We start from the raw sequence: 26904 nt of genomic DNA, 5'->3' as shown, positions 1-26904 counted from the left end.
TTCTACTATTTTAAGTAAAATGGTAGTAACTCTATGTGGTCACTTTCTTTTCAAGAGCACCTAATCTCATTACATAATCATCCAATCGCCGAAATCGTGCTGCATTACGGCGCCAGCGCGCATGTTCATGGACTAATGTTCCGGAAGAATAAATACCCGATTTAGCAAGAGATTTATTCACAGTGGACATACCAGTAATCACAATATCAGCAGCCAAATGCACATAAGCGGCAATACTGCTGGCACCACCAATAATGCAATCAGCCCCAATTTGTGTATAAGCACCTATTGCCGCACAGCCGGCAATCACCGTATTTTTACCAATCAGCACATCGTGAGCAATTTGCACTAAATTATCAACGCAGACCCCTTCAGCCAAATATGTATCGCCTAAAGTGCCGCGATCAATTACTGTATTCGCCCCCAGATGAACTTTATCTGCAAGGATCACACCACCGACAACGAGGTCTTGCGACCAGCAACCCTGGCGCTTTACATAGTTAAAAGGCGATGCACCTACTACCGTCCCTGAATTAATAACCACATGCGCACCAATTTGAGCTCCAGCATGCACCACCGAATTATGGGCAATCTGGCTATATTTGCCAATCCGCACATTCGCTTCAATCACGGTATGTGCACCGATCATAACGCCCTCAGCAAGTTGTACCCCGGCTCCAATAACACTGTAGTCGCCCACTATAACATCCTTCCCCAATTGGGCTGTCGGATGGATTTGTGCGCTTGCTGCAATTGCGACTGTTCGGGACTGAGGTTGAGATAAATACTGCGCGGCTTGCGTCATCGCCTGTAAAGGATTAGAAACAATAATGACATTACCAGAATATGTGCCGTGATGCTCTGCTTTAAGTAATACAGCACCTGCTGCCGTATTACTTAAAGTTTGAGCAAAGATCGGATTATCGTAATAAGCAAGATCTTGAGCGCTTGCCCTGCTTAGTGAAGCCAATGAAAAAATGGCGTGATTGGCATCGCCATGCCACACGCCATCTAAACGCTCAGCTAATTGTGCTACAGTTAGCAACTTTATTACGCCGAATTAGTTAATTGCTTTAACAACTTTGTCAGTGACATCAAGAGTATCAGCACTGAAAGGTGCAGCATCTTTTTGCACGATTAGATCGTATTTACCATCTTTAGCAACTTTAGAAATGGCTGCACGAACTTTAGTGTATAAACCTTCCATTGCTTCATTGTTTGCAGTGCTTAATTCTTGTTGATATTGTTGACCATCACGCTCAAATTGTTGTTGCGCTGCAATAATTTTCTTTTCTAAGTCTTTCTTCTGAGTAGCACTCATTATGGCATTATCACGCTTAAACTTTTCCATATCGGATTTCAAACTTGCTTCCATGGCAACTAACTTGTCACGACGTGGTTTGAATTCTTTTTCCAACTTTTGCTGGATATCTTTCATTTGACTGGAAGTCTGCATGATTTTTTGTAAATCAACAACACCAATCTTTGCCGCATCAGCAAATGCACTAGCACAAAATACGCTCAAAACAAAGGCTAAAACGCCACCAAACCGCTTCATAGACTTTCTCCAAAATTTAAAGACCAAGATGCTAGCACAATTCGAAATGGGTTGCGATATGTACAAGGAGGGGATTGAAAATATTTTTAGTAGCAGCAGAAATATGTCAGCTGAGCTGAACAGCAGCTCAGCCGACATGACCTATTAGAATCCAGAAGACAACGCAAACTGGAACAGTTGTTGCTGGTCAAAGCGCTGGGGATTCAGTGCTTTTGCCACGCTAAATGCTAATGGACCAAAAGGAGAGCGCCATTCTACAGACACACCGGCAGAATAACGTATTGGACCTGCGTCAAGACCAGTAAATATAGGTGCAGTATTGTATGCAAATACGTTACCCGCATCAGCAAAAATAGTGGTTCTGACATTATCACGGCTTAGAGGATAGGGTAAAATAAGACCAGCACTGGCACTCGCCAAGAAGTTACCCCCTATTGAATTATGGTAGTTATCCAATGGGCCTAAAGAGAAACTATCATAACCACGAACCTGCCCTGGTAATGCCGTACCCCCCGCATAATAGTTTTCAAAGAACGGTAAGCCTCTGTTATTAAACATGTTTCCATAACCAGCAAAGCCTTGTAAAGAGAAAATCCATCCTCTGATGATTGGCTGGTAAAGGCGCGCTTGATAAGAACTTTTATAATAAGATAGTGAGTTTGAGCTAGCTGGTAGCGCCACTACGGCAGTAAACTGTTGATTCATACCGCGCGTGGGGTATGGGAATTGATCGTAGCTATTTCTCGCCCAACCAGAAGATAAACGGATCTCTTGGAAATGGCGGCCATATTCTGTTACGAAGTTTTTAATGGGGATAACATAACCCACGCTTTTAATTTCCACATCCTGGTAGCCATAACCTAATTGAAAACTGCTGGCTTCACCTAGTGGGAAATTATAATTTACATCACCACCAAAACGGTTAGAGTTGTAAGTACTGACGTTTAGATTTCTAGGATCGACTCGGGCAAAATAAAGATTTACGCCTCGTCCAATCCCTGTATCCGTGAAAAATGGATTATAGTAGCTTACATTATAATCTTGTCCCCACTTGCTGGAGGTGAAGGCAGCTCCCATGGAACGACCAGTACCCATAAAGTTATGCTGATTAATTGATGCATTAACTTGGTAACCGTTAGTACCATAACCAATCGAAGCACTGGCTTCTGCCGATGGTGCTTCCTCCACCTGAACGTCCATATCTACCTGGTTATTTGCCCCTGGAACTGGCGTTGTTTTCACATCCACATTTTTCAAATAACCTAATAAACGCAATTGCCTTTCAGATTCTTTAATATTGTGTAAGGAGAGTAACCCACCCTCATCTTGGCGGATCACGCTGCGTAATACGTAATCACTGGTTTTCGTATTACCATGGAACTTAATACGACGAACATAAACATGACGTCCTGGCTCCACCATAAAGGTAATAAATACCGTTTTATCTTTTTCGTCTAACTGAGGCTCGGCATTAATTGCCGGAAAACCATAGCCTACATCCCCTAAAGCTAGGCCAATTGCAGAAATAGATTCGGTGACCTTCTTGCGGGAGAACACTGCACCCTTACGAACTTGAATCAAGGAATCGATTTTTTCTTTAGGCACCACAGTCTTCCCCACTACTTTATAGCCAGAAAAACGGTATTGAGGGCCTTCATCCACATGAATATTGATGAATACATCTTTTCTATCTGGAGATAATAAAACTTGAGATGAAACGATATTAAACTTCAAATACCCTCTATCTAAATAATAGGAGCGTAACGCTTCTAACGAAGCATCCATATTGGCTTTCGAGTATTGATCTTTTTTCGTAAAATATGTAAATAAATTCGAAGTAGATAATGACAGCTCAGGTAATAACTCACTGTCTTTAAAATCATGATTTCCGATAATTTTGATTTTCTTAATTCGCGATACACGCCCTTCCGAAACCGTAATGTTAATCGCTACACGATTATCAGTCAGTGGGGTTACGCGGGTTTCAATACGAGAGTTGTATTTTCCTCTGGAAGTATAAGCTTTTTTTAACTCTTTCTCTAAGCGCTCTAAAGTCGAGGTTTGAAACACTCGTCCTTTTACTAATCCCATTTCCTTTAGGAACTCTTTCATTTTGTCAGAAGGGATTTCTTTATTTCCCGTAATATTAATTGCCCCAATTGTTGCGCGCTCAACCACATTAACAACGAGGGTATTACCTTGACGCTCTAAAGAAACTGACTGAAAAAAACCAGTATCGTAAAGAGCACGAATAATTTCACCAGTTGAGCTGGAGTTAATTTCTTCACCAACTTGAACAGGAATATAGTTTAATACTGTTCCGGTAGAAACCCGTTGTAAACCAGTTACTTTAATACTGCGAACAACAAAACCTTCATCTGCCATTGTTTGTGTTGACCAAGCTAAAAGCGTTGAACAACAAACCCCTACTAAAAACTTACTACTGATCTTTTTCATTATTATTTTACGTCCAGTTTTACCTCGCTCGACTCTAACGCTTTTAGCAGATGCTAAAAAACAATTTATGTCGATGCGAAGTACACATGCGATCTGGATATAAAAAATATCCAGATACATTAAATTTTGAAGCACTTTTTATAGGAAGTAGAAACTACTGTCAAGCTTCTATTGCCGCTAACCCGTCAATCTTGATAAATCATTCGTCAAGGCGATAAACATCAACGCCGCCAACAACAACAAGCCTACATATGCTCCCGCTGACTTCAAACTATCGGATACGGGCTTGCGTTGAATAAGTTCGACGACATAATACAACAAATGTCCGCCATCAAGCATAGGAATGGGTAACAAATTTAAGGCGCCTAAACTAATACTTACTAAAGCTAGAAAAAATAGGTACGATGCTAAACCACCACGTCCTGAATCCCCTGCCCCTTGAGCAATACCAACAGGTCCACTAATACTATTTAAGCCTAGTTTACCTGTAACCAAACGTCCCATTAACGTGAAGGTCGTGCCAGTTAGTTGTACGGTTTGTTTTAATGCGGTACTTAATGCGGCAAGAGGATGTTCTCGCTCCATACGTAACCAGTGCTCAGGCCACTTAACCTTTTGAGAGCGAACCCCTAAAAAGCCTTCAAGTTTTCCTTTATTATCTTGGCTTCCCGTATGGACACTCAAGTTTTGCATTGTTCCTTTTCGATTAATGTGCAGGATGATTTGCGTATCAGGACGCGCCTGTACGTACTCAACCAAAAATAACCAATCTTTAAACGATTTACCATCCACACTCAGAATTTTATCAGCAGTTTTCAATCCCGCTTTGTCTGCAGGAGAGTCTGGTATTACCTCACCCACAATTGGAGGAATCGATGGAATAAATGGTTCTATGCCTAGGCTTTTTAGTGGATCAGGCTTTTTATCATCCAGCACCCAATTCGCTAAAGGTAAGGAGATTTGACTTTGTTGGCCATTATCTAAAGATTTGACCACCAGATGCACTGTTTCATTAGAACCTACCATGGGCATCATGGCATATTGAAAATCTCGCCAACTGTTTATCTTAACGTTATTTAATGAAATGATTTCCTCTTTTGCCTTAAGTCCTGACTCTGCAGCAATACTACCAGGACGTACGCCATCAATCATTGGCGCCAATGAGGGCATGCCTATAACTAAAACCAACCATAAGGCAAAAAAAGCAAAAATGAAATTAAACATTGGCCCAGCAAGCACAATGGCAATACGCTTCCACACCGATTGGTTATTAAACGCTAAATGCCGTTCGTTTTCTGGCACCTCACCTTCAGACTCATCCAGCATTTTCACATAACCGCCAAAGGGAAAAAGCGACCAGGCGTATTCCGTCCCCTTTTTGTCTTTCCAACGTGCTAAAATGGTTCCAAAGCCAAAAGAGAAGCGCAGCACTTTAACCCCACACCAGCGGGCAACTTGAAAATGACCATATTCATGGATAGTTACCAATAACAACAGGGCTAATAAAAAATACAGTAATGTTAAAAGCATAGCGCTACCCCACAGTTAGTCCAAAGTAAAAGAACGGCAGAGCAGCAATTAAACTATCCAGGCGATCTAAAATACCACCATGACCAGGAATTAACGTTCCTGTATCCTTTAAATGACAACGCCGCTTTAGAATACTGATAAATAAATCGCCGAAAATTGAAATAATTACCGTGCAAAAAGCTAAAAATAACCAGTACCCCATAGCAACGGGATGAAAATACATACTGCCAACCCCTGCTATAATCATAGACAAAATTAGGCCACCTAGCACGCCCTCCCAAGATTTTCCTGGGCTTACTTGAGGAATCAACTTATTTTTGCCCATCATTTTGCCACTCAAGTAGGCGCCAATATCAGATGCCCAAATTAAAAATAGCAAATAAACCAGGAGTGCCTTGCCATTTGTCAAAAAGTATAAATGAACCAAGCTTTGAATAAATAAAGGTAAGAGCAGGATACAGGCACCTGCAACCACTGCAGGATACCCCCAATATTCTTGCGACTTAGGAAAAGTAATAATAGCAACTATGTTAAAAGCCCAGAGAATTAAGCCCAACCCAAGCCAGTAAGAAAATAAATGACCACATGCCCATAATGCCAAAAACATGAGCGCAAGAAAACCTAGCTGCATGCCTACATGGCGTATGGGAATTAATTGAAAAGCTTCTCTGCCTGCAGCTAAAAAAATCAAGATAGCAATGCTTGCCAACAGCCAAGGCGGGCCATAAAAAATGATAAATAAAACTAAGGGCACTAAAATTAAGGAGGTAATTAATCGTTGTAAAAACATAAGACTGCCCTCTATAAATGATTTGACGTGACTTAACTCACCGCATTAAGCAAAGAATATTATCATTCCCGTTTGCAAGGGAAAACTGCTGTCATTGCGAACAAAGTGAAGCAACCCAGTACTGAGTCTTAACGAAGCATCGTTCTGGGTTGCTTCGCTATGGCTCGCAATGACGAAATTTACATATCTCGTGAACCTTCTGATCTCTAAGCCCCATGCATTAGTTCAATTAGATATTTGCCCGAAACGCCTTTTTCTTTTATTAAATGAAGCTAAGGCTTTATCAAGCTCTTCTTCACCAAAATCTGGCCAATGTACTTCTGTAAAATAAAGCTCGGTATAAGCAAGCTGCCAAAGAAAAAAATTACTGATGCGTAATTCACCACTAGTACGAATAAATAAATCTGGATCCGGCAAATTCGCCGTATCCAAATAACTGGCAAAACGTGCTTCATTAAGCTCATCAAGAGTCAACTGCCCTTGGACAATTTCTTGGGCCGCTTTTTTGGCAGCAGTAACTAAATCCCATTTTCCACCGTAATTGACTACGATATTCAGCGTCAATTGGGTATTATTCGCGGTGACAGACTCAGCCTCACGCATTTGTTGTTGCAGCTTAGGAGACAATAAACTGCGATCTCCTGTAAAATACATCCGCACTCCATTCTGATTTAATTCGCTAAGCTCTCGACGCAAGGACTCTATAAATAACTCCATTAAAAAGGAAACCTCTTCCATGGGACGAGCCCAGTTTTCAGAGCTAAATGCAAATAAACTTAAACAAGCAACATTTTTGGCCATACACGCACGAATCATTTTTCGTACCGATTCAACACCAACTTTATGACCTTCAATACGTGGCAGACCTTTATTTTCAGCCCAGCGTCCATTGCCATCCATCACTATGGCTATGTGTTGGGGAATTTTTTGTTCCAAAACGACTCTTCCTACCTTCAAAAAATGTGCATAGTCTAACCTTTTTAACATGAAATTTTAAGAGCTATTCGAGGATGTATTACGATAAATCAAGCAAATTTACTAAAGAAAAGTGCTGCAACTTCAGATTGTGACCCTACAAAAGATAATAGTATAATCGCTTTCTATTTAACGTATGGAGCGTTGCATGCACAAAAGAGCTCCCCTACTGCTGATGATTTTGGATGGTTGGGGTTATAATAAGAATAATAAACACAATGCTATTGCTCAGGCCAATACTCCGCAATGGGACGAATGGTGGCAAACACGTCCTCATATGCTTTTAAATGCCTCAGGTCTTCCTGTAGGCTTGCCCGATGAACAAATGGGTAATTCTGAAGTAGGACATATGCACATTGGTGCTGGCCGCATAATTCAGCAAGACTTTACCCGGATTAATCAAAGCATTGCAGAGGGTGAGTTCGCTAAAAATCCAGTCTTTCTTAATATGCTCCAAAAATTAAAGCAAACCGGAAAGTCACTTCATATTATGGGTTTATTCTCACCAGGTGGCGTTCACAGTCATGAGCACCACTTATTCGCTTTACTCGCACTTTGCGCCCAATATAATTTTCATGCTGTTTGCTTGCACTTATTTTTGGACGGGCGAGATACCCCTCCCCAAAGTGCACTGCAGAGTATTGCGCGTTTAAATGCGGAACTGCAAAAATATCCCGTTGCCCGCATTTGCTCTATTAGTGGCCGCTATTATGCAATGGATCGTGATAATCGTTGGGAGCGCATTGCCCCTGTCTATAATTTATTAACTCTGGGCCAAAGCCAGCATCAATTCACAGACGCAGAAACAGCCATTAAATTTTATTATCAACAGAATCTCACGGACGAATTTATTCCCCCTACTCAAATTGATTCAGGCGCCATCATTAAGGATGGAGATGCAATTTTATTTTTTAATTTTCGCGCTGACCGAGCCAGGCAATTAACTACGGCGTTTATTAATTCCTCATTTGAACATTTTAACCGCCAAGCATGCCCTCGCTTATCCTATTTTGTTAGCATGACTCAATACGATAAAAACTTAGCGACTACTTCCGCATTTCCACCAATCCCTTTAAATAATACGCTGGGGGAAGTACTTGCAGCCCATGGTTTGCGCCAATTGCGGATTGCGGAAACAGAAAAATATGCGCATGTCACCTTTTTCTTTAACGGAGGCAAAGAGCAAGTCTTTGATAATGAAGAGCGTATTTTAATACCATCACCAAGAGTAGCAACTTACAACCTGCAACCAGAAATGAGTGCCCCGCAATTAACTGATCGTTTGGTTGAAGCAATTAGCAACCAAGCCTATGACGTCATTATTTGTAACTATGCCAATGCCGATATGGTGGGACATTCCGGTGATTTTGATGCTACTATCCAGGCTATTGAATGTTTGGATCAGTGCATGCATCGCGTTTGGAAGGCACTAGAGCAACAAGGTGGACAGCTTCTCATTACCGCCGATCACGGGAATGCCGAGGAAATGTTTGACGAGTCAACACACCAGGCTCATACTGCTCATACTAGTGAGCCAGTCCCCTTAGTTTATGTTGGCGGTAATTGGCATTTTACCCGCGCTGAAGGCAGCTTAACAGATATAGCACCAACCATGCTGGCGCTGTTGGGAATTACACCACCGGCAGAAATGACGGGACATCAATTGTTAGAAAAAGATACTCATGATTAAATGCACCAAGAAGTTAAAGAATAACAAGGTAAGCATGTCTTTGGGCATGCTACTTTGTTTGCATTTGTACGCAGCACCATCAACCATGCAACAAACTCAGAGCCAACTCAAGCAAATTGATGCACAAATCAACAAATTGCAGCAAACCCTAACCACTGCACATGATAAACGTAGTGTGTTAAATCGCGAATTATCAGCCACAGCCAAACAAATCAGTAAAAGTATACAGGAGCTACGCGCCCTACAAAAAACCTTAGATGATAAAGCAACAAAAATCGCTACTCTACAAAAACAGGTTAATCAACTGAACCAACAGCTAAGTGCCCAACAAAAACTATTCGCTACACATATCCGTGCTCGCTATCAAATGGGAGAGCACCAGCCTGTAAAATGGTTACTTAATCAAGATGATCCCTATAAGGTGAGCCGCATCTTAACCTATTACCAATACATCATTAAAGCGCGGCAGCAACTTATTGGGCAAATAGATACTACTCGACATGAATTAACACAAAGCCAGGAAATACTGAATAATGAGCTTGCAGCAACGGAAAGCCTTAAACAAGAACTGATAACAAATCAACAGCAATTAGAAAAAAATAAAAATTATCATTCTGCTTTAATCACCTCATTGAATAATGAAATTCAAAGCAAGCAAAATAAATTACTAGAAGCGCAAAAAAATAAAAATAATTTAGCACGCTTACTAAAAACACTTGCTGAACAAAGTGTCCCGCAACCCAGCCAGCCCTTCAATCAAATGCGCAAAAAATTGCCGTTTCCCGTACAAACAAATAGGCAAACCTTACGTAAGATGAACCAAGGAGTGACATTTTTTGCCGATGAAGGAGCGGTGGTTACTGCCGTATATCCTGGTAAAGTTGTTTTTAGTAATTGGCTAAAAGGTTATGGTTTACTCATTATTGTTGATCATGGTCAAGGATTTATGACCCTATATGCCCATAATGAATCGCTATTTAAGAGAAAAGGAGAACTAGTCAAACAAAATGAACAAATTGCAACTGTAGGTCATAGCGGCGGAATTAAAGAAAACGGTCTATACTTCGAAATAAGACTAAGGGGAAAAGCAATCCCTCCTCTTGCTTGGTTGTCGTAGGTTGACAGGCATGTTGTTGATTACTTTGACAAATTAGAATTAAGAGGATTTAAAGTAATTGCCTACACCTCTGGCACTTAAATTGCATTTAAAAATTAAGAATAAAAAAAAGAAGACGGCTTATTTTGTTGGCCTGCATCCGAGGAGATCGCTATGTTGATAAGAAAACTATATCCTTGCACGCTTGCGGTAGTGTATGCGTTCACATTGATGTTACCTCTGACGGCCTTTACAGCTGATGACCCACAAGACAGCACTAACGCTAGTTCTGAATCTAAGGGCGTACCATTGGAAGATGTACAACGCTTTTCCAATGCGATTGGGGAAATTAAAAAATATTATGTGAAACCAACAGACGACAAGGAACTATTTGATAATGCCATCCGCGGGATGCTCAGTGGTTTAGACCCTCATTCAAGTTACTTGGATGAAGAAGAATTTAAAGAACTACAAACATCAACTAGTGGTGAATTTGGTGGATTAGGACTTGAAGTGACTATGGAAGATGGTGTGGTTAAAGTCGTAACTCCGTTAGTTGATACTCCTGCTTTTAAAGCAGGGATCAAATCTGGCGACTACATCATTAAATTAGGCAAAGAATCTGTTCAAGGCCTGTCTTTAAAGGATGCGGTAAATCTGATGCGCGGTAAAGCCGGCAGTACCATTCAGCTTACGGTACTCCGTAAAGGCGTAAATAAAGCATTGACCTTTGATTTAGTACGAGAAGTTATTCAAATCAAAAGCGTACAAAGCAAACTCTTGACTCCAGGCTATGGCTACATTCGCTTGACCCAATTCCAAGCCTTAACTGGACGAGATATGTTACAAGCCATTGAGCGCTTGAAACAGCAATCTGGCGGTAACTTAAAAGGTCTGATCTTGGATTTAAGAAACAACCCAGGGGGCTTGCTTGATGCAGCTATTCAAGTTTCAGATGCCTTCCTTGGTAAAGATAAATCCGGTAAGCCAGAAACGATTGTTTCTACTAAGGGTCGCTTACCTGGCACTGACTTTACCGCTTTGTCTAAAGGTATTGATGTGCTAAACCATGCGCCTATGGTCGTGTTAATTAATAATGGTTCTGCATCTGCCGCAGAAATTGTGGCCGGGGCTCTAAAAGATAATAAACGCGCTGTGGTGCTAGGTACAACCAGCTTTGGTAAAGGTTCAGTACAAACTGTATTACCGCTTGATAGTAAAACAGGAATTAAGTTAACTACTGCTCTTTACTACACCCCATCAGGAGCCTCAATCCAAGCTAAAGGAATTGTGCCTGATATCGTGGTTAATGAGTTGGAAATCCCTAAGAATGCTGGGACCAAAAATAAAGATGCCACTGGATTTAGCGAAGCAGATCTTAGTGGGCACCTGCTTAATAAAACAAATGCAGAAAAAGCTGCAAAAAATCCTCAAACCCAACTTGATGATTTATTGCATAATGATTATCAACTTTATGCTGCATTCACTGTATTAGAAGGCATGGCCTTAGCCAATAATAAATAAAGAATAATGTGGGCTGGGCTGTTAAAAGCCCAGCTTACTTATATAGAATGAGCCAAATCTACATTCTTACCATCTCCGTCTTTGTCATTATTATTATTCCTAAAAAGCCCAAACAAATCATAAGCATTAGCACTTAATTTAACTTTATTTTTTTGCTCATGATGATGTTGGTTAAGTGCCTCTACAATTTTAGGATGATATTGAGCAGGACGTTCCAAGAAAAATAAACTCTCAATTTCCTTTACACTAATAAATCCCAGTCTTCCTGTATTCTCCTCCAAAAACTTTTGCCCTAAAAAGCTAAATGCATTTTCAGGAATTGAGTCAATTTCGTCTAAAATTTCTTTATCTTCAATTTGGTTATAAAGCTCTAAAACCAATTGATTTTTTGCTTCTTGAGACAGTTGCTCGTAATAATTATTAATATACTCCTTCACGTAAAACTGAACATTTCTTCGTGTTAAATAAGGAAACTTAAATTCCGCTACTGGTTCTAAAGCAATCAGTAACCGTATAAAAGGCCCTTGATCGCAGGAGGGATTTTCTACCTGGTCAATAATTTCAGTAAATAATATATGGAGTGCTTCCTTTTCATCGTGTATTGCAAAAGGAGATGGAGCTTGAGCTACGATGGAATAATAAGTCATCATACAAATTAGATTCATTAACTTTCTAGCATCCGCAATTGCCTTTTTTATCTGTGGGCTGGTTTCCGGAGTTACTGGGGTTTTGAACCTTATGGCTATGTCCTTCAAATATTTAGATACCGCGTCAAAGGTGGCTACTTGGCGTTGAAGTTCTTGGAATTCCGAACTTAAGATTGTCGATTTATCCCCAGAAAGAAAATAAATATAATCCGCTAACTGGGAGGAGGCTTGATTTGGTGTAACCAATCGTCTTACGAGCATATTTTTTTGCTCTGCTAAATAATCAGTAAATGCTTTGTAGCCTTGAACTAGCTTCTGGCCGCGTTCTTGTTCCGTTTCCCCTAAGGCCTGCACCCATGTATCATATATTTTATCTGCAAAGGTATGATTTTCTGCCGTATGAATTGCCTGGGCATCTTTTGTGGGATCCACATCATGTTTTAATAAGAGTTGGGTGCGCATCTCCTCAAAAGCTTTTTCTTGCTCTGTGCCTTGCACTCGATGGATGCATAGATTATAAATTTGCTCTAATAATTTCTGCACCGGTTCACTTAGTTGAGCTCTTTTTTGTAAATTAAGATAGCGCTCTGCAACCTCATATAAAAAAGCTGTTGGATAAGTAAAGCTAGCCCCATCCCCTATCTTCTCTAAAAAGTGAACGATGAGTTGCGCATTTTTTTCAGCTACCTCCTTATTCTTATGAGCAATCAGATTAAAAAGAGAGGAAAGCACATTATATTCCTGCCCATTCGGCTTACGGCTATTCGCTAAATAATTAATCCACGATGGCTCCATTTTGGTGACTCTATCCATTAATTGGCTATTTAACTTATTAACTTGTGCTAACCCTGCCAATGTGTACGCTAATAAACATGCCCTAGTTTCACGTGCATCGCCCACATCAAAATGTGATACAAAGTTTCTTATCGTAGTTTCCAATAATTCATAATCAGATGGGTCGCTTAATGCTATGTGTACAAACAGCAAAAGAGACAGGTAGTAATATAATACAGGTATTAGTTGGATTTTCGGCGTAGCCGCAATAAGTTCACCAAGTGAACTCGCAAACAAATCAACTTTAAGCTGCAGCGCAGAGCCATTCTGCGGGCCTTTTTTTTCTTGGACTATCTTGCTATAACGTGCAAGGGTATAAATGGAGATAAAAATTACACAACTGGATACTAAGTTATCTTTTTCATCAGTAGTCATTTCCTGGAGCTGCTTGCCAAACAACTCCGTTAAGAATAACTTCAAACCGAGGGGCGATTGAGCCTTAGTCCCTTGCAACATCTGGGTAAGAAAGGTGTAATATAATATCTTTGATAAATTTAATTGCGATACAGATTCATCACTCAAAAATTGCACTAGTTTTTTTAGGTGTGCACGGTATTTGCCATTAGCTTTTAAAGTTATCGCATCAGCGCAATAAAACAAAATTTCCTCCGCCAAAGTAGGTTGAGGTAGTAAGTTATTAAGTTCACTCACTGTTTGAGGATTTTTCTTATAGAAGCCTTCCATTAATCGAGTATTAAAGCGCGCTAAAAAGGATGATTGAGCAGGAGCTTGGAGCACATTATTTGGTAATAACGAGATACTGTAGATAATTTTCTCTATGAAATTAATATAATAAGATAATTTGGTTGTATAGCGTTTTAAATAAACCTCATCTTTAAAACAATCCATTATTACATTAATATCAGGAGTAGCATTACTCTTTTTTAAAAGGCGCTTAAATAAGTCAAGATCGATGACTTTATTTGCTAAAAAATAAGCCATTGGGTTAGCATCCTCAGCGAAAACTAATAAATCGCTACACTCATCTTGGCTAGCAATAGTGTTATAGGCTTGCTTTCTTATTTCATCTGATACGTGCTTACTGTCCTCCTCGAAATACTTTTGGTTAAATACAGGAGCATTACTTGCCCTAAATCCTTTTGACCACAGATTAGGTATATATTCCATATACGCTGGGGAAAGCATCTCTAAAAAAGTTACTCGTGTTCCTAGGAACGTCGTAAATAGGGGTTCAACCTTTACGCGCTCAATCACTTCAGCAGAAAAATGTGCGTTAAGAAATACAAAGGGATCAGCTTTTATTTTTTTAAGATGAAAAAAATGCCCTATAAGAGGAATGGCAAAATGCGTATAAATTGTTGCTCGAACTTCTGGCCGCTGTAACATTGCGGTCAAGCATGCCTCGTCAATGCATAAGCGACTAAGTAAATACGGCGCATCCGCCTTATGATTTGGAAGATCTTCTACACATACTTCTAACTCATCAAGAAGCCATTGAAAAAAAACATCCTCTTGAGGTTTGGCTTTCAGCATGGAATTAAATACAGATGGTGGCGTAACAAGTAGCAAAAATTTAATTCCTTGAAATTGGCTTTTAAACTTACTAAGCTCTTCTATTAGTTGCTCTGCGGTCAAAATGTTATTTCTATAAGCATCCAGATAAGGTTGGATTTTCGTAGTGTCTAAATCCGAGGAAAAATCCGAGGAAAGCTCCACTTCTTCTTGAACCGTTTTTCTTTTCTTTTTTAGGCGAGATTCCTTTGAAGGCGTTTTGCGTTTTTTGCCTGCAACCTTTGACGAATTATCATCACTTACTTCTTCATCGGATAAATCATCAATCATATGATCCGTCAATTTATTTGGCATAAAAAATCCTCAATAAAAATAGGGGCATTGATTATAGCCCAGTCAATTTTTTGATAAAACAAAAATCACTTTGATCATTAAAGATTTTTCTTTTTAGTTCTTTAAACAAAAAGAAACATCCAACGCCAAATATTGATAAAAACAGAACAAAATGATACATTATTATGACAATGGTAAAATTAAAGGAAAATATGAGCCACTTGAAGTCAGTTTTTTTATTTTTAGCGAGCATCACTACGAGCATAGTAGCTATGGCCGCTCCTCTTAGCCTACACGATAAAATTGGCCAAATGCTGCTCATTGGATTTGATGGTAAGCATATTAATGCCCAATCAGATATAGTAAAAATAATTGCCAAAGATAACATTGGCGGTGTAATTTTATTTGACTATAATGCGCAAACTCAAGTCTTTGATAAAAACATTGAATCACCAGCGCAAGTAAAACAATTAAACCATGACCTACAATATTTTGCGCAACAAGCTAATTTAAAATATCACCGGCCTGATTTACCCCTTTTAATTTCTGTGGATTATGAAGGTGGTAAGGTTACTCGTCTGAGTGAGCAATATGGATTTCCACCAACATTAACCCCAGGAGAAGTAGGTAAGCAAGGAGCAAATGCCGCAGAGGCTAATGCAGAACTTATGGCTAAAACCTTAACAAGCTCCGGTTTTAATCTTGATTTTTCACCCTTACTTGACGTAAATATCAACCCTGACAATCCGGTAATCGCCAGAAAAGACCGTAGCTTTGCGAGCGACCCTAATACGGTTATTCAAGATGCAGAAATTTATTCACAACACTTTTTAAACCAAAAAATTCAATGCGTCTATAAGCATTTTCCCGGGCATGGCAGCTCCACAGCCGATTCACATTTGGGTTTTGTCGATGTTACTGATACCTGGAGAATGTCCGAATTAGAACCCTATCGCCATCTATTAGGAAAAAAATTTTCCTGCGGGATGATTATGAGTGCCCACATTGTAAACCGCCAACTTGATAGTTCAGGGCTCCCCGCGACCTTATCTCATAAAATATTAACAGACCTTTTACGCCACCGACTTCATTTTAATGGGGTTGTGATTACCGATGACATGCAAATGAAGGCTATTAGTGATCATTATGGCTTAGAACAGGCATTAGTCCTGGCAATTAATGCAGGGGCAGATATGCTTATTTTTGGAAATACTTTAGCTGCGAAACAAGACCCCGCACAACTGATTCAGATTATTGAAACTAAGGTACGCTCCGGTGAAATTAAGCAAAAACGTATCGATGAGGCATATCAACGTATTGTAGCGTTGAAAAAATCTTTGGCACCCTAAGAAATACATTTCGCTTCTCTCTCGCATTCAGCATCATACTTGTTGTTGAATGCGAGAGAAGCCACATTAGACAATCCCTTTCATCGGGTTGATTTTATTATAGGCAACTCCATTTTTATTCAAATTAAAAGTCCCCATAACGCCAGCACCTGATTCAAGCGCTAATAATTGGGCTGCTATAGCGCCACTGGAAAACTTTGTATTGGATTTCATGGCAATTTGGGCACTGGTATTTAATAAGTGGAAAATATCATAAGCATAACCCGCTTCGGTAACTGGCTGGCTAAAATACTCTTGCTTAAATTGGGTCACAAATTCAGGCTTCAGCGTGTTTGCTAATACAGCACCACGCTGGTGATTTGGGCTTTGCGTTTGAAAATTATTTTTGCCATCCGCAACAGCATCACACCCCAAACAAAAATGAATTACATTATTTTTTGCGGCTAAGGGGGAAACTACTGTTCCTGAGGCAGCTCCTTCCGTTAAAAGCACATTAATATGACGGGCATTAATGAATTTTTGTATGGTATCTGCTGCATGTGCATTAGCAGGTTGTGCATCCAAGGTATAAAACTCATAATTAATGTCCGCCGATTTTATTTGATCGCGAGCAATTTCCATCGCAGCCAAAATGTTTCTACCGATATATGCTGATTTAGTAGAAAATGGCGCATAAATACCAATATTAATGGTCTGTTTCATCGTTTTTGCCGAGGCACTTCCACCAGCAGTGACAATGCCTAAAGAAAACATAACTCCAATAAAAACACTCAAAATAGCACTAAATCTTGATAGTAATTTGGTCATATTATTTGTTTGGGTTAACTATTGGTAAAAATCATTTTGCAATGAATAAAGTCGAAATACAATGCTTCTGATGAAACCCTTAACAAATCCCCCATCTACCTACCCTTGATTAATGCTTACGTTTTAATCCTCGCTTTTTTTATGAGATAATCCCAGTTTAATTGTGACCACAAAGGACATTATGAATCTAATTAAATCACTCCCCTCCTTGCTTGGCCTATTTATTATTTCCCAAGCGCAGGCAAATGTTCAAACCTATTTTGATCAGGTGAAAAATGATCCTAATGCCTTATACGCCTTTTTCAAAAAGATGCCCAAAGGAGGAGAATTACATTATCATTTGGCTGGAGGCGCATACCCAGAAGCGATGCTTGAAGTTGCAGCAAAAGGAGAGTATTGCCTGGATACAAAAACATTTGCGGTCAATAATAATGCAGAATTGTGCCGGGATAAGATAAGTACAAATGAGCTTACTAATTTACCTGCACTTTATACTAAAACAATTAGAGCCTGGTCACTACAAGACTTTATTCCTGGCGCGGAATCCAGTCATGATCACTTTTTTAATACCTTCCTCAAATTTGCACCCATCGTGGCGGATCACAGCCCTGAACTTATCACGGATGTGGTTAAAAGAGCCGCTAATCAACATGAACAATACATGGAGTTGATGGTCATGCCCGATAATGCAAGCTCCCTCAGTTTTGGAGTACTTCTCAAAGGAGCTACTTCCTTGGAGGAAATGCGACAAATTTTATTAGCTAACCAGGACTTTCAAAAGAATATTGATAATACGGTAACAGAAACAGAAAAGGCACTCAAAAAAGCGCGGCAAGAATTAGGGTGCGATACAAATCCTGAATCAGACAACTGTAAGCTGGCCCTTAAATTTTTATACTATTCATTGCGCGAACAACCCTTAGACGCAGTTTTTGCACAAACACTTAATGCCTTTGAAGCAGTTTCCCGTTCCCAGAGCAAAGGTGGAAATTTAATTGGTGTAAACCTGGTACAACCCGAGGATGGCATTATTTCGCTACGTGATTATCGCGAGCAAATGCAAATCTTTAAATACCTGCATCAAATATATCCACAGGTTAATATTTCCTTACACGCCGGTGAAATTACTCCGGAAATAGCAACACCATCTGACCTAAATTATCATATTCACGATGCGCTTTTAACTGGGCAGGCACAAAGGGTTGGCCATGGTGTTGACATCGCTCATGAAGACCATGCGGAAGAAATCTTAGACTACATGGCAAAGCAGCATAAAGCCGTAGAAATTAATTTGATTAGCAATAAACGCATTTTAAATGTTTCTGGAAAAGAGCATCCATTAAACTATTATTTAAAACACCATGTTCCCGTGGTTTTATCTACGGACGATGAGGGGATTCTGCGCACCGACTTAACTGCCCAATATGTAGAGGCAGTAATTGGCCATGGTTTAGATTATCCAACTATAAAGGAGATAAACCGTAACGCATTAACCTACTCCTTTGCCCCAGGAAAAAGTATTTGGGCAGATGCTGATAAAGCACAATTGGTGCCTGAATGCCAGGATTTAAACAATACTAGCTGTAAGGAATTCATTAAAAACAATGAAAAAGGCCAGTTGCAGTGGAGTCTGGAACAGAAGTTAAAGGCCTTTGAAAGCCAATATTAAACGCTTATAGGGACTGGCCTAATGTGCTGTGGATTTTGAGAGACACATTATCCTGATACGCAAAGGCCCTCCTGAATGTAACGCTTATTAATTCGTGCCACATTCAGGAGAGCCTTCATAACGGCTTGCAATCCAGCCCTTAAGCAGTAAATGGATCCTGAAGAATAATTGTAGAATCGCGCTCAGGACCAGTTGATAACATATGGATAGGAACATTTAACAAGGATTCAATACGCTTTAAGTAAGCAATTGCATTCGCAGGCAAATCAGCCATATTAGTCACATCTGCTGTGGATTCTTTCCAACCTGGCATCTCTTCATAAACAGGCTCTAAGCCTTCAAAATCAGCAGCTGCTTGAGGTGGACGTGAAATTAAATTGCCATTGCTGTCTTTATAAGCTACCGCAATACGCAATACGTCCAAATTGTCTAAAACATCTAATTTAGTCATGCACAAGCCAGTAATACTGTTCAGTTCAATAGAGCGCTTTAATAAAACAGCATCAAACCAACCACAACGTCTAGGTCTGCCAGTCACAGCACCAAACTCTTGACCACGCTCTGCAATTCGTTTGCCCACATCATCAAAAAGCTCCGTGGGGAAAGGACCACCGCCCACGCGAGTGGTGTACGCCTTAGTAATACCTAAAACATAATCAATGAATTTAGGACCAAAACCGGCACCATTAACGACCGAACCCACACAAGTATTTGAGGAGGTAACAAAAGGATAAGTTCCATGATCAATATCCAAATAAACCCCTTGAGCTCCTTCAAATAGGATATTATCGCCTTTTTCACGATGTTCGTGTAAGGCCGTAGGAACATCGCAAACCATAGAACGTAGTTCATCTGCCCACATTACGGCTGCCTCTAAAATAGGCTGCATTTCAACTGCTGGTTGTTTGAAATATTGAGTTAAAACAAAATTGTAATAATCTAATACATCTTTTAACTTTTGCGTAAAACGCTCTGGATGGAATAAATCACCTACTTTCAATGCGCGTCGGGCTACTTTATCTTCATAAGCAGGGCCAATTCCACGTCCTGTAGTTCCAATAGCGGATTTCCCCATATGCGATTCACGTGCCTTATCCAAAGCAACATGGAATGGGAGAATCAATGGGCAGGCCAAACTAATTCGCAAGCGAGAACGAACATCAAGTCCCGTTGCTTCAAGCTCTTTAATTTCGCTCAGTAAGGCTTCTGGCGACAAAACAACGCCATTCGCAATGTAGCAGGTAACATGTGGTCGAAGCATACCTGATGGGATTAAACGTAAAACTGTTTTTACCCCTTTAATTTTTAAGGTATGACCCGCATTATGTCCGCCTTGATAGCGAACCACGACCTGCGCATCTTGCGTTAATAAATCGACGATTTTGCCTTTGCCTTCATCGCCCCACTGTGTACCTAAAACAACAACGTTCTTACCCATGATCCACTCTTATCTGAAAATACTGCCAGGAATTAAACCTGATTTCAGCAAAATCGAACATTATAGTTACTTTTTAGCGTTGATACCATCATTATTTGGTATTGGCTGCCTAAAATAATTAAAAAATGCGCTGCTTTGATCCAAAACCAGGATGTCTTTCTTACTGTTAAAACTGCCCTCATATGCTAATAAGCTCCGATACAAAGTAAAAAAGTCCTTATTTTTACTATATGCTTCTGCATAAATTGATGCAGCCTTTGCCTGCCCTATGGCTCGTACCTTTTGCGCTTCACTTTCAGTTCGTGCAATTAATACCATTACATCTGCATCAGCCTTAGCTTGGATTTCTTCTGCTGCAGCCTGCCCATCCGCGCGATGCCGGTTTGCGATTTTTTGCATATCAGCACGCATGCGTTGATAAATGGCATTGCTGGTATTTGCAGGTAATTCGATGCCCTTAATACGCACATCAACTACATTTATACCTAATTCTCCCGCTTGCTTTTCTGCAGCAACACGTAATAAACCCATCACATCGTCGCGGCCGCCAGAAACCACTTCCGAAATAGTGCGCTTACCAAATTGGGCCCGCAATAAGGTATTTAGCTGTTGCTCCAACAAGGTTTCGGCTTTAAATTCATTACCGCCTGTGGATTTAAAGTATCGGGCTAAATCCGTAATTTGCCATTTCACGTAGTAATCTACCATTACGTCTTTCTTTTCTTTGGTGACAATACGCGTTGACTTAATATCCATAGTTTGAATACGTGTATCAAAAATACGCACGCTTTCAATAAAAGGGACCTTAAAATGCAAACCTGGAGCGAATACTTTTACCTTATCCGTATCTCTTTCATTAACTAAACGACCCAAACGTAAAATAATACCTTGTTGTCCTTCGGTTATAGTAAATACGCAGGCAAAAAATAACAAAAGTGCAATAAACACTAATACACCAAGGGCTTTTGTAGAGTTCTTCATTATTGTTGTCTCCCTTGATTGTAAACCGGTCTAGTAAGCGTGCGCCCGTCAATCAAATTGCCTAACTCAGCCGTTGTGCTTTGCTCTGCTTTCGTGCTGCGCTTGCTGATTACCGGTGAAGATTCTGGTTTCGCTGTCGCCAACTTATCCAAGGGGATATACAACAGATTGCCTGCTTTATTATCAACAATAATCTTACTGCTCTTGCTTAATACCATCTGCATTGTATCTAAATACATACGTTTCGCCGTAATTTCCGGTGTCAAAGTGTATTGGGGAAGCAATGCTAAAAACTCAGCGACCTCGCCCTGGGCCTGCAAAACAACCTGCTTAGAGAAGGCTTCTGCCTCTTGCTTAATACGACTGGCATTACCCTCTGCAATCGGTACAACCTTAGCAGCATAGGCAAGAGCCTGCTCTTTGAAGCGCTTTTCATCCTCTTGAGCCTTAATTGCATCATCAAATGCATCTTGCACACTTTCAGGTGCTCGGGCTGGTTGCGGTGATACGTTAACAATCACGATTCCCGTTTTATACATATCGAGGGTTTTAGTTAAGGTTTCTTGTACTTGGTTACCCCAAATCTCTCGTCCCTCGGTAATAATTTGGTCTAAAGTAGTTGTCCCCACCACTTGTCTTAATGCACTTGACGTAGCCTGTTGTAAGCTTTCTTCAGGATTGGCAACATTAAACAAATACTGCTGTAAGTCACCGATACGATATTGTACAGCCAAAGACACAGAAACTAAATTTTCATCACTAGTTAGCATTTGTGCTGAATAGGAGTAGTCTAAGAGTCTATCGACATTCATTACTACTTTAGATGAAATAATTCGTGGTATCCAATGTGGTCCTGGCCCTACGGTTTCTACGTATTTACCGAAACGAAGAATCACAGCCTGCTCTGCAGGATCAACAATAAAAATACCGGCCAACGCCCATAAAATAAATGCAGACACCGCAAACATAATTGCAACTAGGCTGGCATTAGAGTTGGATGTTTTGGGTGGCTCCGCTCCTGGCTTGCCAGTGCTCCCAAATAACATTTTTTTCAACTTATCATGAAGACGTTTTAGAGCCTCATCCAAATCTGGAGGTTGATTTTTACCTTTCCAGGGATCTTTGCCTTTATCTGGCTCGTTCCACCCCATGTACTACTCCTGACCGATTTTAAGAAAGCTAGGATTTTAGGAGGTATATGAAGTTTAAGCAAGTCCTGAACACAGTATGAGGTTTTCTTAATGAAGCTTAAGGCTTGCATTAAAGAACACCCACACTGCCTGGGATGACGTGCCTTATTAAAGACTAGCGATAACCGGAGCGCTGGCATTCGTGGGTATATCTTCATGCAAGCTTTTTGTCTCGGCTCTAATCATATCGTTAATAATAAGGCGCGTTCTACTGGTAGGATGCTCCTTGGAATACTTAAGTACTGATGCCCAATCGCCTAGCCCCTCAGCAATCATCCAATTCATCGTGCTCCAAGGATTAGTGATTCGCTGGCTGTTATAGGCTAATTTATAACGCTCAACGAAAACCGCGTATAATTTTAATGGATCCTCCTTCCCAGTATAAGTTGAACCCGCCTTAGAAGGCAGTTCCGCATTGCCCAAATCATTTTCAGTATTATCCCTATATTTTCGTGTGACCCAACTTTCTACCATTAACCCCGCAGCACTAGGGCGGCCAAAAAGCTGACGTAATGCATAACCCCAAGAATGGTCCACATAAATAATTGAATGCAAAGGAGTACCAATCAGATGACAGCGTCTTACAAAAGGGTCAACCAATTCATGGTGCCTATCAAGATAAGAATCAATGGCTTTTAATAATTCCGTTCGTTTACTGGCCAATAATTGGCGCATTTCTTCACGACGGGGTGGTTCTGCGCCATGACAAAGTAACATGGCTATACCCTCAATTAACGAGGTTTTCTTAGGTTCCTGAGTTAAAAGCTGGCATAAGGCTTCAACTGAATTATGACCATGTTCATAAGATTCTGCACGGTCATTATTTTCAGCCTCAAGATCAAGCTCACCATCAGCCGAAGCCAGTAAGGCCGCCAGCGCATTTATTTTTCCTAGCCGTGCAGCAAGTAACAGCGGTGTATCCATCAAGGGACCTACCGGGTTATCCAATTGAGCCCCCGCCTGCACCAATGCCCTCACCCCAAAACCATAATTAGATAAAATTGCCTGATGTAGGGGCTGATATTCGATTGGTTCTTCAGATAATTGGCTGCTTTCATGAACGTTAGGATTAAGTGCTAAAACTGCTTGCAGTAATTGCTGATTTTTAGTGTCCAGGGCCAGTGAGAGTAAGGTACGTCCTTCTTTATTACGACGATTAATATCAAAAAAACGTTGTTCTAAAAGATAATTTGCTAAGCGAAGTTTACCTAAAGAAATTGCATAATGTACTGGTTCTCCTACGTTTTTATCTTGGGCGCGGCTTAAAACGAAATAAATATTAGGGACCAAGTTAGAGGATACTTCCTCTGCATCGTTATCTGGTTCTTGATGCTGTTGAATCAAATAATTCAATACCGTTAACTGCATACAATCCGGCATCCAAAAAGATTGTTCTAGGTAATGTTCATTCGCTTCTAATTTTTGCGTGATAAACTCTTGGAATCGCTCGTTCCCAGCTTCTATGGCTTTATTTAGCTCTGTGACAAGTCCCATGATATGACATCCTTTTCTGGTTACTATCGGACTAATATTACACAGTGCCAATCGAATATCAATGTAAGGTGGTCCCTTATCCTCCTAGTGTTTAGGAGGATAAGCCCCTGAATACCTATACTAGGATTTTAAGAAAATAAGATCCCAAACCCCATGTCCCAAACGCTCGCCGCGCTGTTCAAATTTAGTCAAAGGCCGTGACTCAGGCTTGGGCGAATAACCTCCTTCGGCTTGTGAATTGTGTAACCCAGAAGCAGTAGATAAAACTTCAAGCATATGTTCTGCATATTCTTGCCAATCAGTAGCACAATGAATAAATCCACCCTTTTTAATTTTTTGAGTGAGTAATTGTATAAACTCAGATTGAATCAAGCGGCGTTTATGGTGACGCTTCTTATGCCATGGATCTGGAAAAAAGATTTGTATTCCAGCCAAAGAATTATCAGCAATCTGAGTCTGAAACGCTTCTACCGCATCATGAGCCACAATACGCACGTTAGTTACTTGGTGATCATGAAGGTCAGCAGCTAAGCCTCCTACTCCAGCCTGATGTACTTCGATACCGATGTAATTTAGCTCTGGATTATTTTGCGCCATGTGAAGCAACGAAGTTCCCATACCAAAGCCTATTTCTACAATTGTGTCTGCTTCTCGTCCAAATACTTCAGTTAAATTCCAGGGGGAATCCGTCATTGATAAGGCATAATCTTTAACCCAAAGGTCCAATCCTTGCTGCTGGCGATTGCTTACACGCCCGGCTCGCAATACATAACTTTTTATTTTACGATGCATACTAATAACTCAATTTATTAAAAAAGCGATTATATGTTTCTATAAAAATCTTGCAACTGTTGCGTTTTTTTGATATAAAACCGCTCTTGTATTTCACATCCGGCTATTTGCCCAGAATATTACAAAGACAACCATAAAATTTCTAAATTTGGAGTAACACAATGTCTAGAGTATGTCAGGTAACTGGCAAGCGACCCATGACTGGTAACAAAGTGTCGCACGCTAACAACAAAACCAAAAGACGCTTTCTACCCAACATTCAAAATCATAGTTTCTGGGTTGAAGAAGAAAACCGATTTGTCACTTTACGCGTTAGTACTAAAGGTATGCGTATAATTGATAAGTTAGGCATCAAGAAGGTTCTGGATCGTATCCGAGCCAATGGCGAAAAAGTATAATTAAGGGGATAAACCATGGCAGCTGTCACCGTCAAAGTGAAAATGGAATCCACAGCAGGAACTGGATACTATAAAACAACAACTAAAAACCCACGTAACCATCCTGAAAAGATGGAATTGATGATGTACGATCCAAGAGTTCGTAAGCATGTTCTTTTTAAAGAAAAGAAAGTAAAATAATTATTGGCCCCGCATGGGGCTTTTTATTTGTACTCTCGCATTACGACTACTTTTTATGCTATCCCGAACCTAAAAGGGATTTTCAGTATCTGGCCCAGTGCTTACATTGAAGGCCCTTTCCGCGCTCGGATTACATTTCTTACCAGCAAGACCCCACCTTACTGTAGATTTTACTCAATTTCATAGAGTTAGGTTAATTTAACCATTACAAACACTGGATAATCCTTACGAATCGTTTAAACTGATAATTAATAGCAGTAGAAAGAAACAAAGAGGATTTGCATGAAACCGTCACTGCAGCTTAGTATAGGCCAACATTTGGCGCTTACCCCACAGCTACAGCAAGCAATTAGGCTATTGCAATTGTCTACTATTGACCTACAACAAGAGATTCAGCTCATCGTTGAATCCAACCCTATGCTAGAAGCCACTCCTAATGAGGATAAAGAAGATTTACCCCATGAGGTTGAATTCAGAAATAAAGACGAGCCTACTGATTTTCAATGGTCCGAACTCTATCAAATTTCCAATAAGCGCCATCAATTTGAGGATAGCGATTATAATTTTGATAACTTGCACTGCACTACCACTAATTTACAAGATCATCTACGCTGGCAGTTAGCACTGTCGCCCATGAGTGATGTAGACCGAGCTATCGCTACAACTCTAATTGATGCGATTAATAATGATGGCTTTCTCAGCACCTCGATTGGCGACTTACATGCTAGTCTAAATAGCGAAGAACATCCCATTGATCTAGAGGAAATAGAAGCGGTACGTCATCGGTTACAATTATTTGACCCTGTAGGTTGTGCTTCTGTAAATCTGGTAGAAACTTTATTGGTACAGTTAGAACAGCTCTCTTTAGAAACAAAGCACTTAGAGCTTACTAAAAAAATTATTCTTGAAGATCTGGACTTGCTGGGCCAACATAATTACAAGCAATTAATGAAAAACCATCAGGTGAGTGAAAAAATCATTAATGAAATATTACGTATCATTCAAGGTTTAAATCCCAAGCCTGGGCATTTAATTCATCATGACATTACCGAATATATTATTCCTGATTTAACCGTCAAAAAAATAAACAATGAATGGAAGGTTGTTTTAAATCAAAATGTTTTACCCAATTTAAGTATTAATAATCAATATGCATCATTAATTCAACGCGCAGACAATAGTGCGGACAACCTATTCTTAAAAAATAATTTACAAGAAGCTCGATGGTTTTTAAAAAGCATTCAAAGCCGCCAAGAAACTTTACTTAAAGTAGCGCGGTGCATTATGGAGTATCAGCAAGGTTTCCTCGAGCTGGGTGAGGAAGCGATGAAACCGTTGATTCTAAATGATATTGCTTCTGCCTTAGAAATGCATGAGTCAACTATTTCTCGCGTTACTACGCAAAAATTTATTCATACTCCTCGGGGAGTTTTTGAGCTAAAATACTTTTTCTCCAGCCATGTGAGTACCGATGCTGGCGCTGAATGTTCTTCTACCGCAATTCGTGCGATGATTAAAAAGTTAATTGCAGCAGAGAGCGGGAAAAAGCCATTAAGCGATAGCAAAATTATGCTCTTATTAGCAGAACAAGGTATTCAGGTAGCAAGAAGAACCGTAGCAAAATATCGTGAAGCGATGGGGATTGCTCCATCGAATGAAAGAAAGAAGTTCGTATCTAAAAAGTAACCGAAGGAGGTTC

21 protein-coding genes are annotated in these 26904 nt (G+C 40.1%); 8 read left to right on the top strand and 13 right to left on the bottom strand.

The features are described from left to right. Positions 1 to 31 precede the first annotated feature (31 nt). From lpxD to BN3124_RS02120, 6 genes are all read right to left on the bottom strand, one after another. Positions 32 to 1045: a UDP-3-O-(3-hydroxymyristoyl)glucosamine N-acyltransferase gene (lpxD, locus tag BN3124_RS02145; protein ID WP_058533212.1), complete on the bottom strand. Its 1014-nt coding sequence runs from the start codon at positions 1043 to 1045 to the stop codon at positions 32 to 34. A gap of 15 nt (positions 1046 to 1060) precedes the next feature. After that, complete coding sequence (locus BN3124_RS02140) at positions 1061 to 1558, bottom strand: OmpH/Skp family outer membrane protein (protein WP_058533211.1); 498 nt, start codon at positions 1556 to 1558, stop codon at positions 1061 to 1063. A 144-nt stretch (positions 1559 to 1702) separates the two neighbouring features. Further along, positions 1703 to 4015, bottom strand: coding sequence for an outer membrane protein assembly factor BamA (bamA, locus tag BN3124_RS02135; protein ID WP_058533210.1), 2313 nt, complete (start codon positions 4013 to 4015; stop codon positions 1703 to 1705). A 177-nt stretch (positions 4016 to 4192) separates the two neighbouring features. Continuing rightward, positions 4193 to 5545 carry an RIP metalloprotease RseP gene (gene rseP / locus BN3124_RS02130; RefSeq protein ID WP_058533209.1) on the bottom strand — a complete coding sequence of 451 codons (1353 nt, stop codon included), beginning with the start codon at positions 5543 to 5545 and terminating at the stop codon, positions 4193 to 4195. A gap of 4 nt (positions 5546 to 5549) precedes the next feature. Continuing rightward, entirely contained in the window at positions 5550 to 6335 is a 786-nt protein-coding gene (locus tag BN3124_RS02125; RefSeq protein ID WP_058533208.1) for a phosphatidate cytidylyltransferase, read from the bottom strand. A 225-nt stretch (positions 6336 to 6560) separates the two neighbouring features. Beyond that, positions 6561 to 7271, bottom strand: coding sequence for an isoprenyl transferase (locus BN3124_RS02120; RefSeq protein WP_196398886.1), 711 nt, complete (start codon positions 7269 to 7271; stop codon positions 6561 to 6563). A gap of 187 nt (positions 7272 to 7458) precedes the next feature. Here BN3124_RS02120 and gpmI point away from each other — a divergent pair, with 187 nt between their 5' ends. The 3 genes from gpmI (at position 7459) to BN3124_RS02105 (ending at position 11620) form a co-directional block, all read left to right on the top strand. Next, positions 7459 to 9000, top strand: coding sequence for a 2,3-bisphosphoglycerate-independent phosphoglycerate mutase (gpmI, locus tag BN3124_RS02115; RefSeq protein ID WP_058533206.1), 1542 nt, complete (start codon positions 7459 to 7461; stop codon positions 8998 to 9000). Continuing rightward, positions 8993 to 10117: a murein hydrolase activator EnvC family protein gene (locus BN3124_RS02110; protein ID WP_058533205.1), complete on the top strand. Its 1125-nt coding sequence runs from the start codon at positions 8993 to 8995 to the stop codon at positions 10115 to 10117. The genes gpmI and BN3124_RS02110 overlap by 8 nt, the downstream gene beginning before the upstream one ends. A gap of 153 nt (positions 10118 to 10270) precedes the next feature. Further along, positions 10271 to 11620 carry a S41 family peptidase gene (locus tag BN3124_RS02105; protein WP_058533204.1) on the top strand — a complete coding sequence of 450 codons (1350 nt, stop codon included), beginning with the start codon at positions 10271 to 10273 and terminating at the stop codon, positions 11618 to 11620. A gap of 38 nt (positions 11621 to 11658) precedes the next feature. On the opposite strand, the gene BN3124_RS02100 is transcribed toward BN3124_RS02105, so the two are convergent. Then, a complete protein-coding gene (locus BN3124_RS02100) occupies positions 11659 to 14928 on the bottom strand; it encodes a hypothetical protein (protein ID WP_058533203.1) in 3270 nt (1089 codons plus the stop codon). A gap of 251 nt (positions 14929 to 15179) precedes the next feature. On the opposite strand from BN3124_RS02100, the gene BN3124_RS02095 reads away from it, so the two are divergent. Continuing rightward, positions 15180 to 16256: a glycoside hydrolase family 3 protein gene (locus tag BN3124_RS02095; protein WP_407927374.1), complete on the top strand. Its 1077-nt coding sequence runs from the start codon at positions 15180 to 15182 to the stop codon at positions 16254 to 16256. Positions 16257 to 16322: 66 nt separating this feature from the next. On the opposite strand, the gene BN3124_RS02090 is transcribed toward BN3124_RS02095, so the two are convergent. Continuing rightward, positions 16323 to 17063 (bottom strand): ABC transporter substrate-binding protein, encoded by a 741-nt coding sequence (locus BN3124_RS02090; protein ID WP_058533202.1) that lies wholly within the window; start codon positions 17061 to 17063, stop codon positions 16323 to 16325. 181 nt (positions 17064 to 17244) lie between these two features. Here BN3124_RS02090 and BN3124_RS02085 point away from each other — a divergent pair, with 181 nt between their 5' ends. Continuing rightward, entirely contained in the window at positions 17245 to 18732 is a 1488-nt protein-coding gene (locus BN3124_RS02085) for an adenosine deaminase family protein (protein WP_058533201.1), read from the top strand. Positions 18733 to 18871: 139 nt separating this feature from the next. On the opposite strand, the gene BN3124_RS02080 is transcribed toward BN3124_RS02085, so the two are convergent. From BN3124_RS02080 to trmB, 5 genes are all read right to left on the bottom strand, one after another. Then, entirely contained in the window at positions 18872 to 20170 is a 1299-nt protein-coding gene (locus tag BN3124_RS02080) for an adenylosuccinate synthase (protein ID WP_058533200.1), read from the bottom strand. Between the two features lie 66 nt (positions 20171 to 20236). Beyond that, positions 20237 to 21151: a protease modulator HflC gene (hflC, locus tag BN3124_RS02075; protein ID WP_058533199.1), complete on the bottom strand. Its 915-nt coding sequence runs from the start codon at positions 21149 to 21151 to the stop codon at positions 20237 to 20239. Continuing rightward, positions 21151 to 22302, bottom strand: coding sequence for an FtsH protease activity modulator HflK (gene hflK / locus BN3124_RS02070; protein ID WP_058533198.1), 1152 nt, complete (start codon positions 22300 to 22302; stop codon positions 21151 to 21153). Before hflK ends, hflC begins: the two co-directional genes overlap by 1 nt. A 147-nt stretch (positions 22303 to 22449) precedes the next feature. Further along, positions 22450 to 23835 carry a Dot/Icm T4SS effector AnkC/LegA12 gene (gene ankC / locus BN3124_RS02065; RefSeq protein ID WP_058533197.1) on the bottom strand — a complete coding sequence of 462 codons (1386 nt, stop codon included), beginning with the start codon at positions 23833 to 23835 and terminating at the stop codon, positions 22450 to 22452. A 120-nt stretch (positions 23836 to 23955) separates the two neighbouring features. Continuing rightward, positions 23956 to 24627 (bottom strand): tRNA (guanosine(46)-N7)-methyltransferase TrmB, encoded by a 672-nt coding sequence (trmB, locus tag BN3124_RS02060; RefSeq protein ID WP_058533196.1) that lies wholly within the window; start codon positions 24625 to 24627, stop codon positions 23956 to 23958. A 161-nt stretch (positions 24628 to 24788) separates the two neighbouring features. On the opposite strand from trmB, the gene rpmB reads away from it, so the two are divergent. The 3 genes from rpmB (at position 24789) to BN3124_RS02045 (ending at position 26891) form a co-directional block, all read left to right on the top strand. Continuing rightward, positions 24789 to 25025: a 50S ribosomal protein L28 gene (gene rpmB, locus BN3124_RS02055; protein ID WP_058533195.1), complete on the top strand. Its 237-nt coding sequence runs from the start codon at positions 24789 to 24791 to the stop codon at positions 25023 to 25025. 15 nt (positions 25026 to 25040) lie between these two features. After that, on the top strand, positions 25041 to 25205 hold the full coding sequence (gene rpmG, locus BN3124_RS02050) for a 50S ribosomal protein L33 (RefSeq protein WP_058533194.1): 165 nt from the start codon (positions 25041 to 25043) through the stop codon (positions 25203 to 25205). 282 nt (positions 25206 to 25487) lie between these two features. Beyond that, entirely contained in the window at positions 25488 to 26891 is a 1404-nt protein-coding gene (locus BN3124_RS02045) for an RNA polymerase factor sigma-54 (protein WP_058533193.1), read from the top strand. Positions 26892 to 26904: the final 13 nt, after the last annotated feature.

Origin of the sequence: Legionella saoudiensis, from assembly GCF_001465875.1 — a bacterium.
GTDB lineage: Bacteria > Pseudomonadota > Gammaproteobacteria > Legionellales > Legionellaceae > Legionella > Legionella saoudiensis.
Note: the sequence above shows the minus strand (reverse complement) of the source record. Positions and strands in the feature narration are given on the sequence as shown.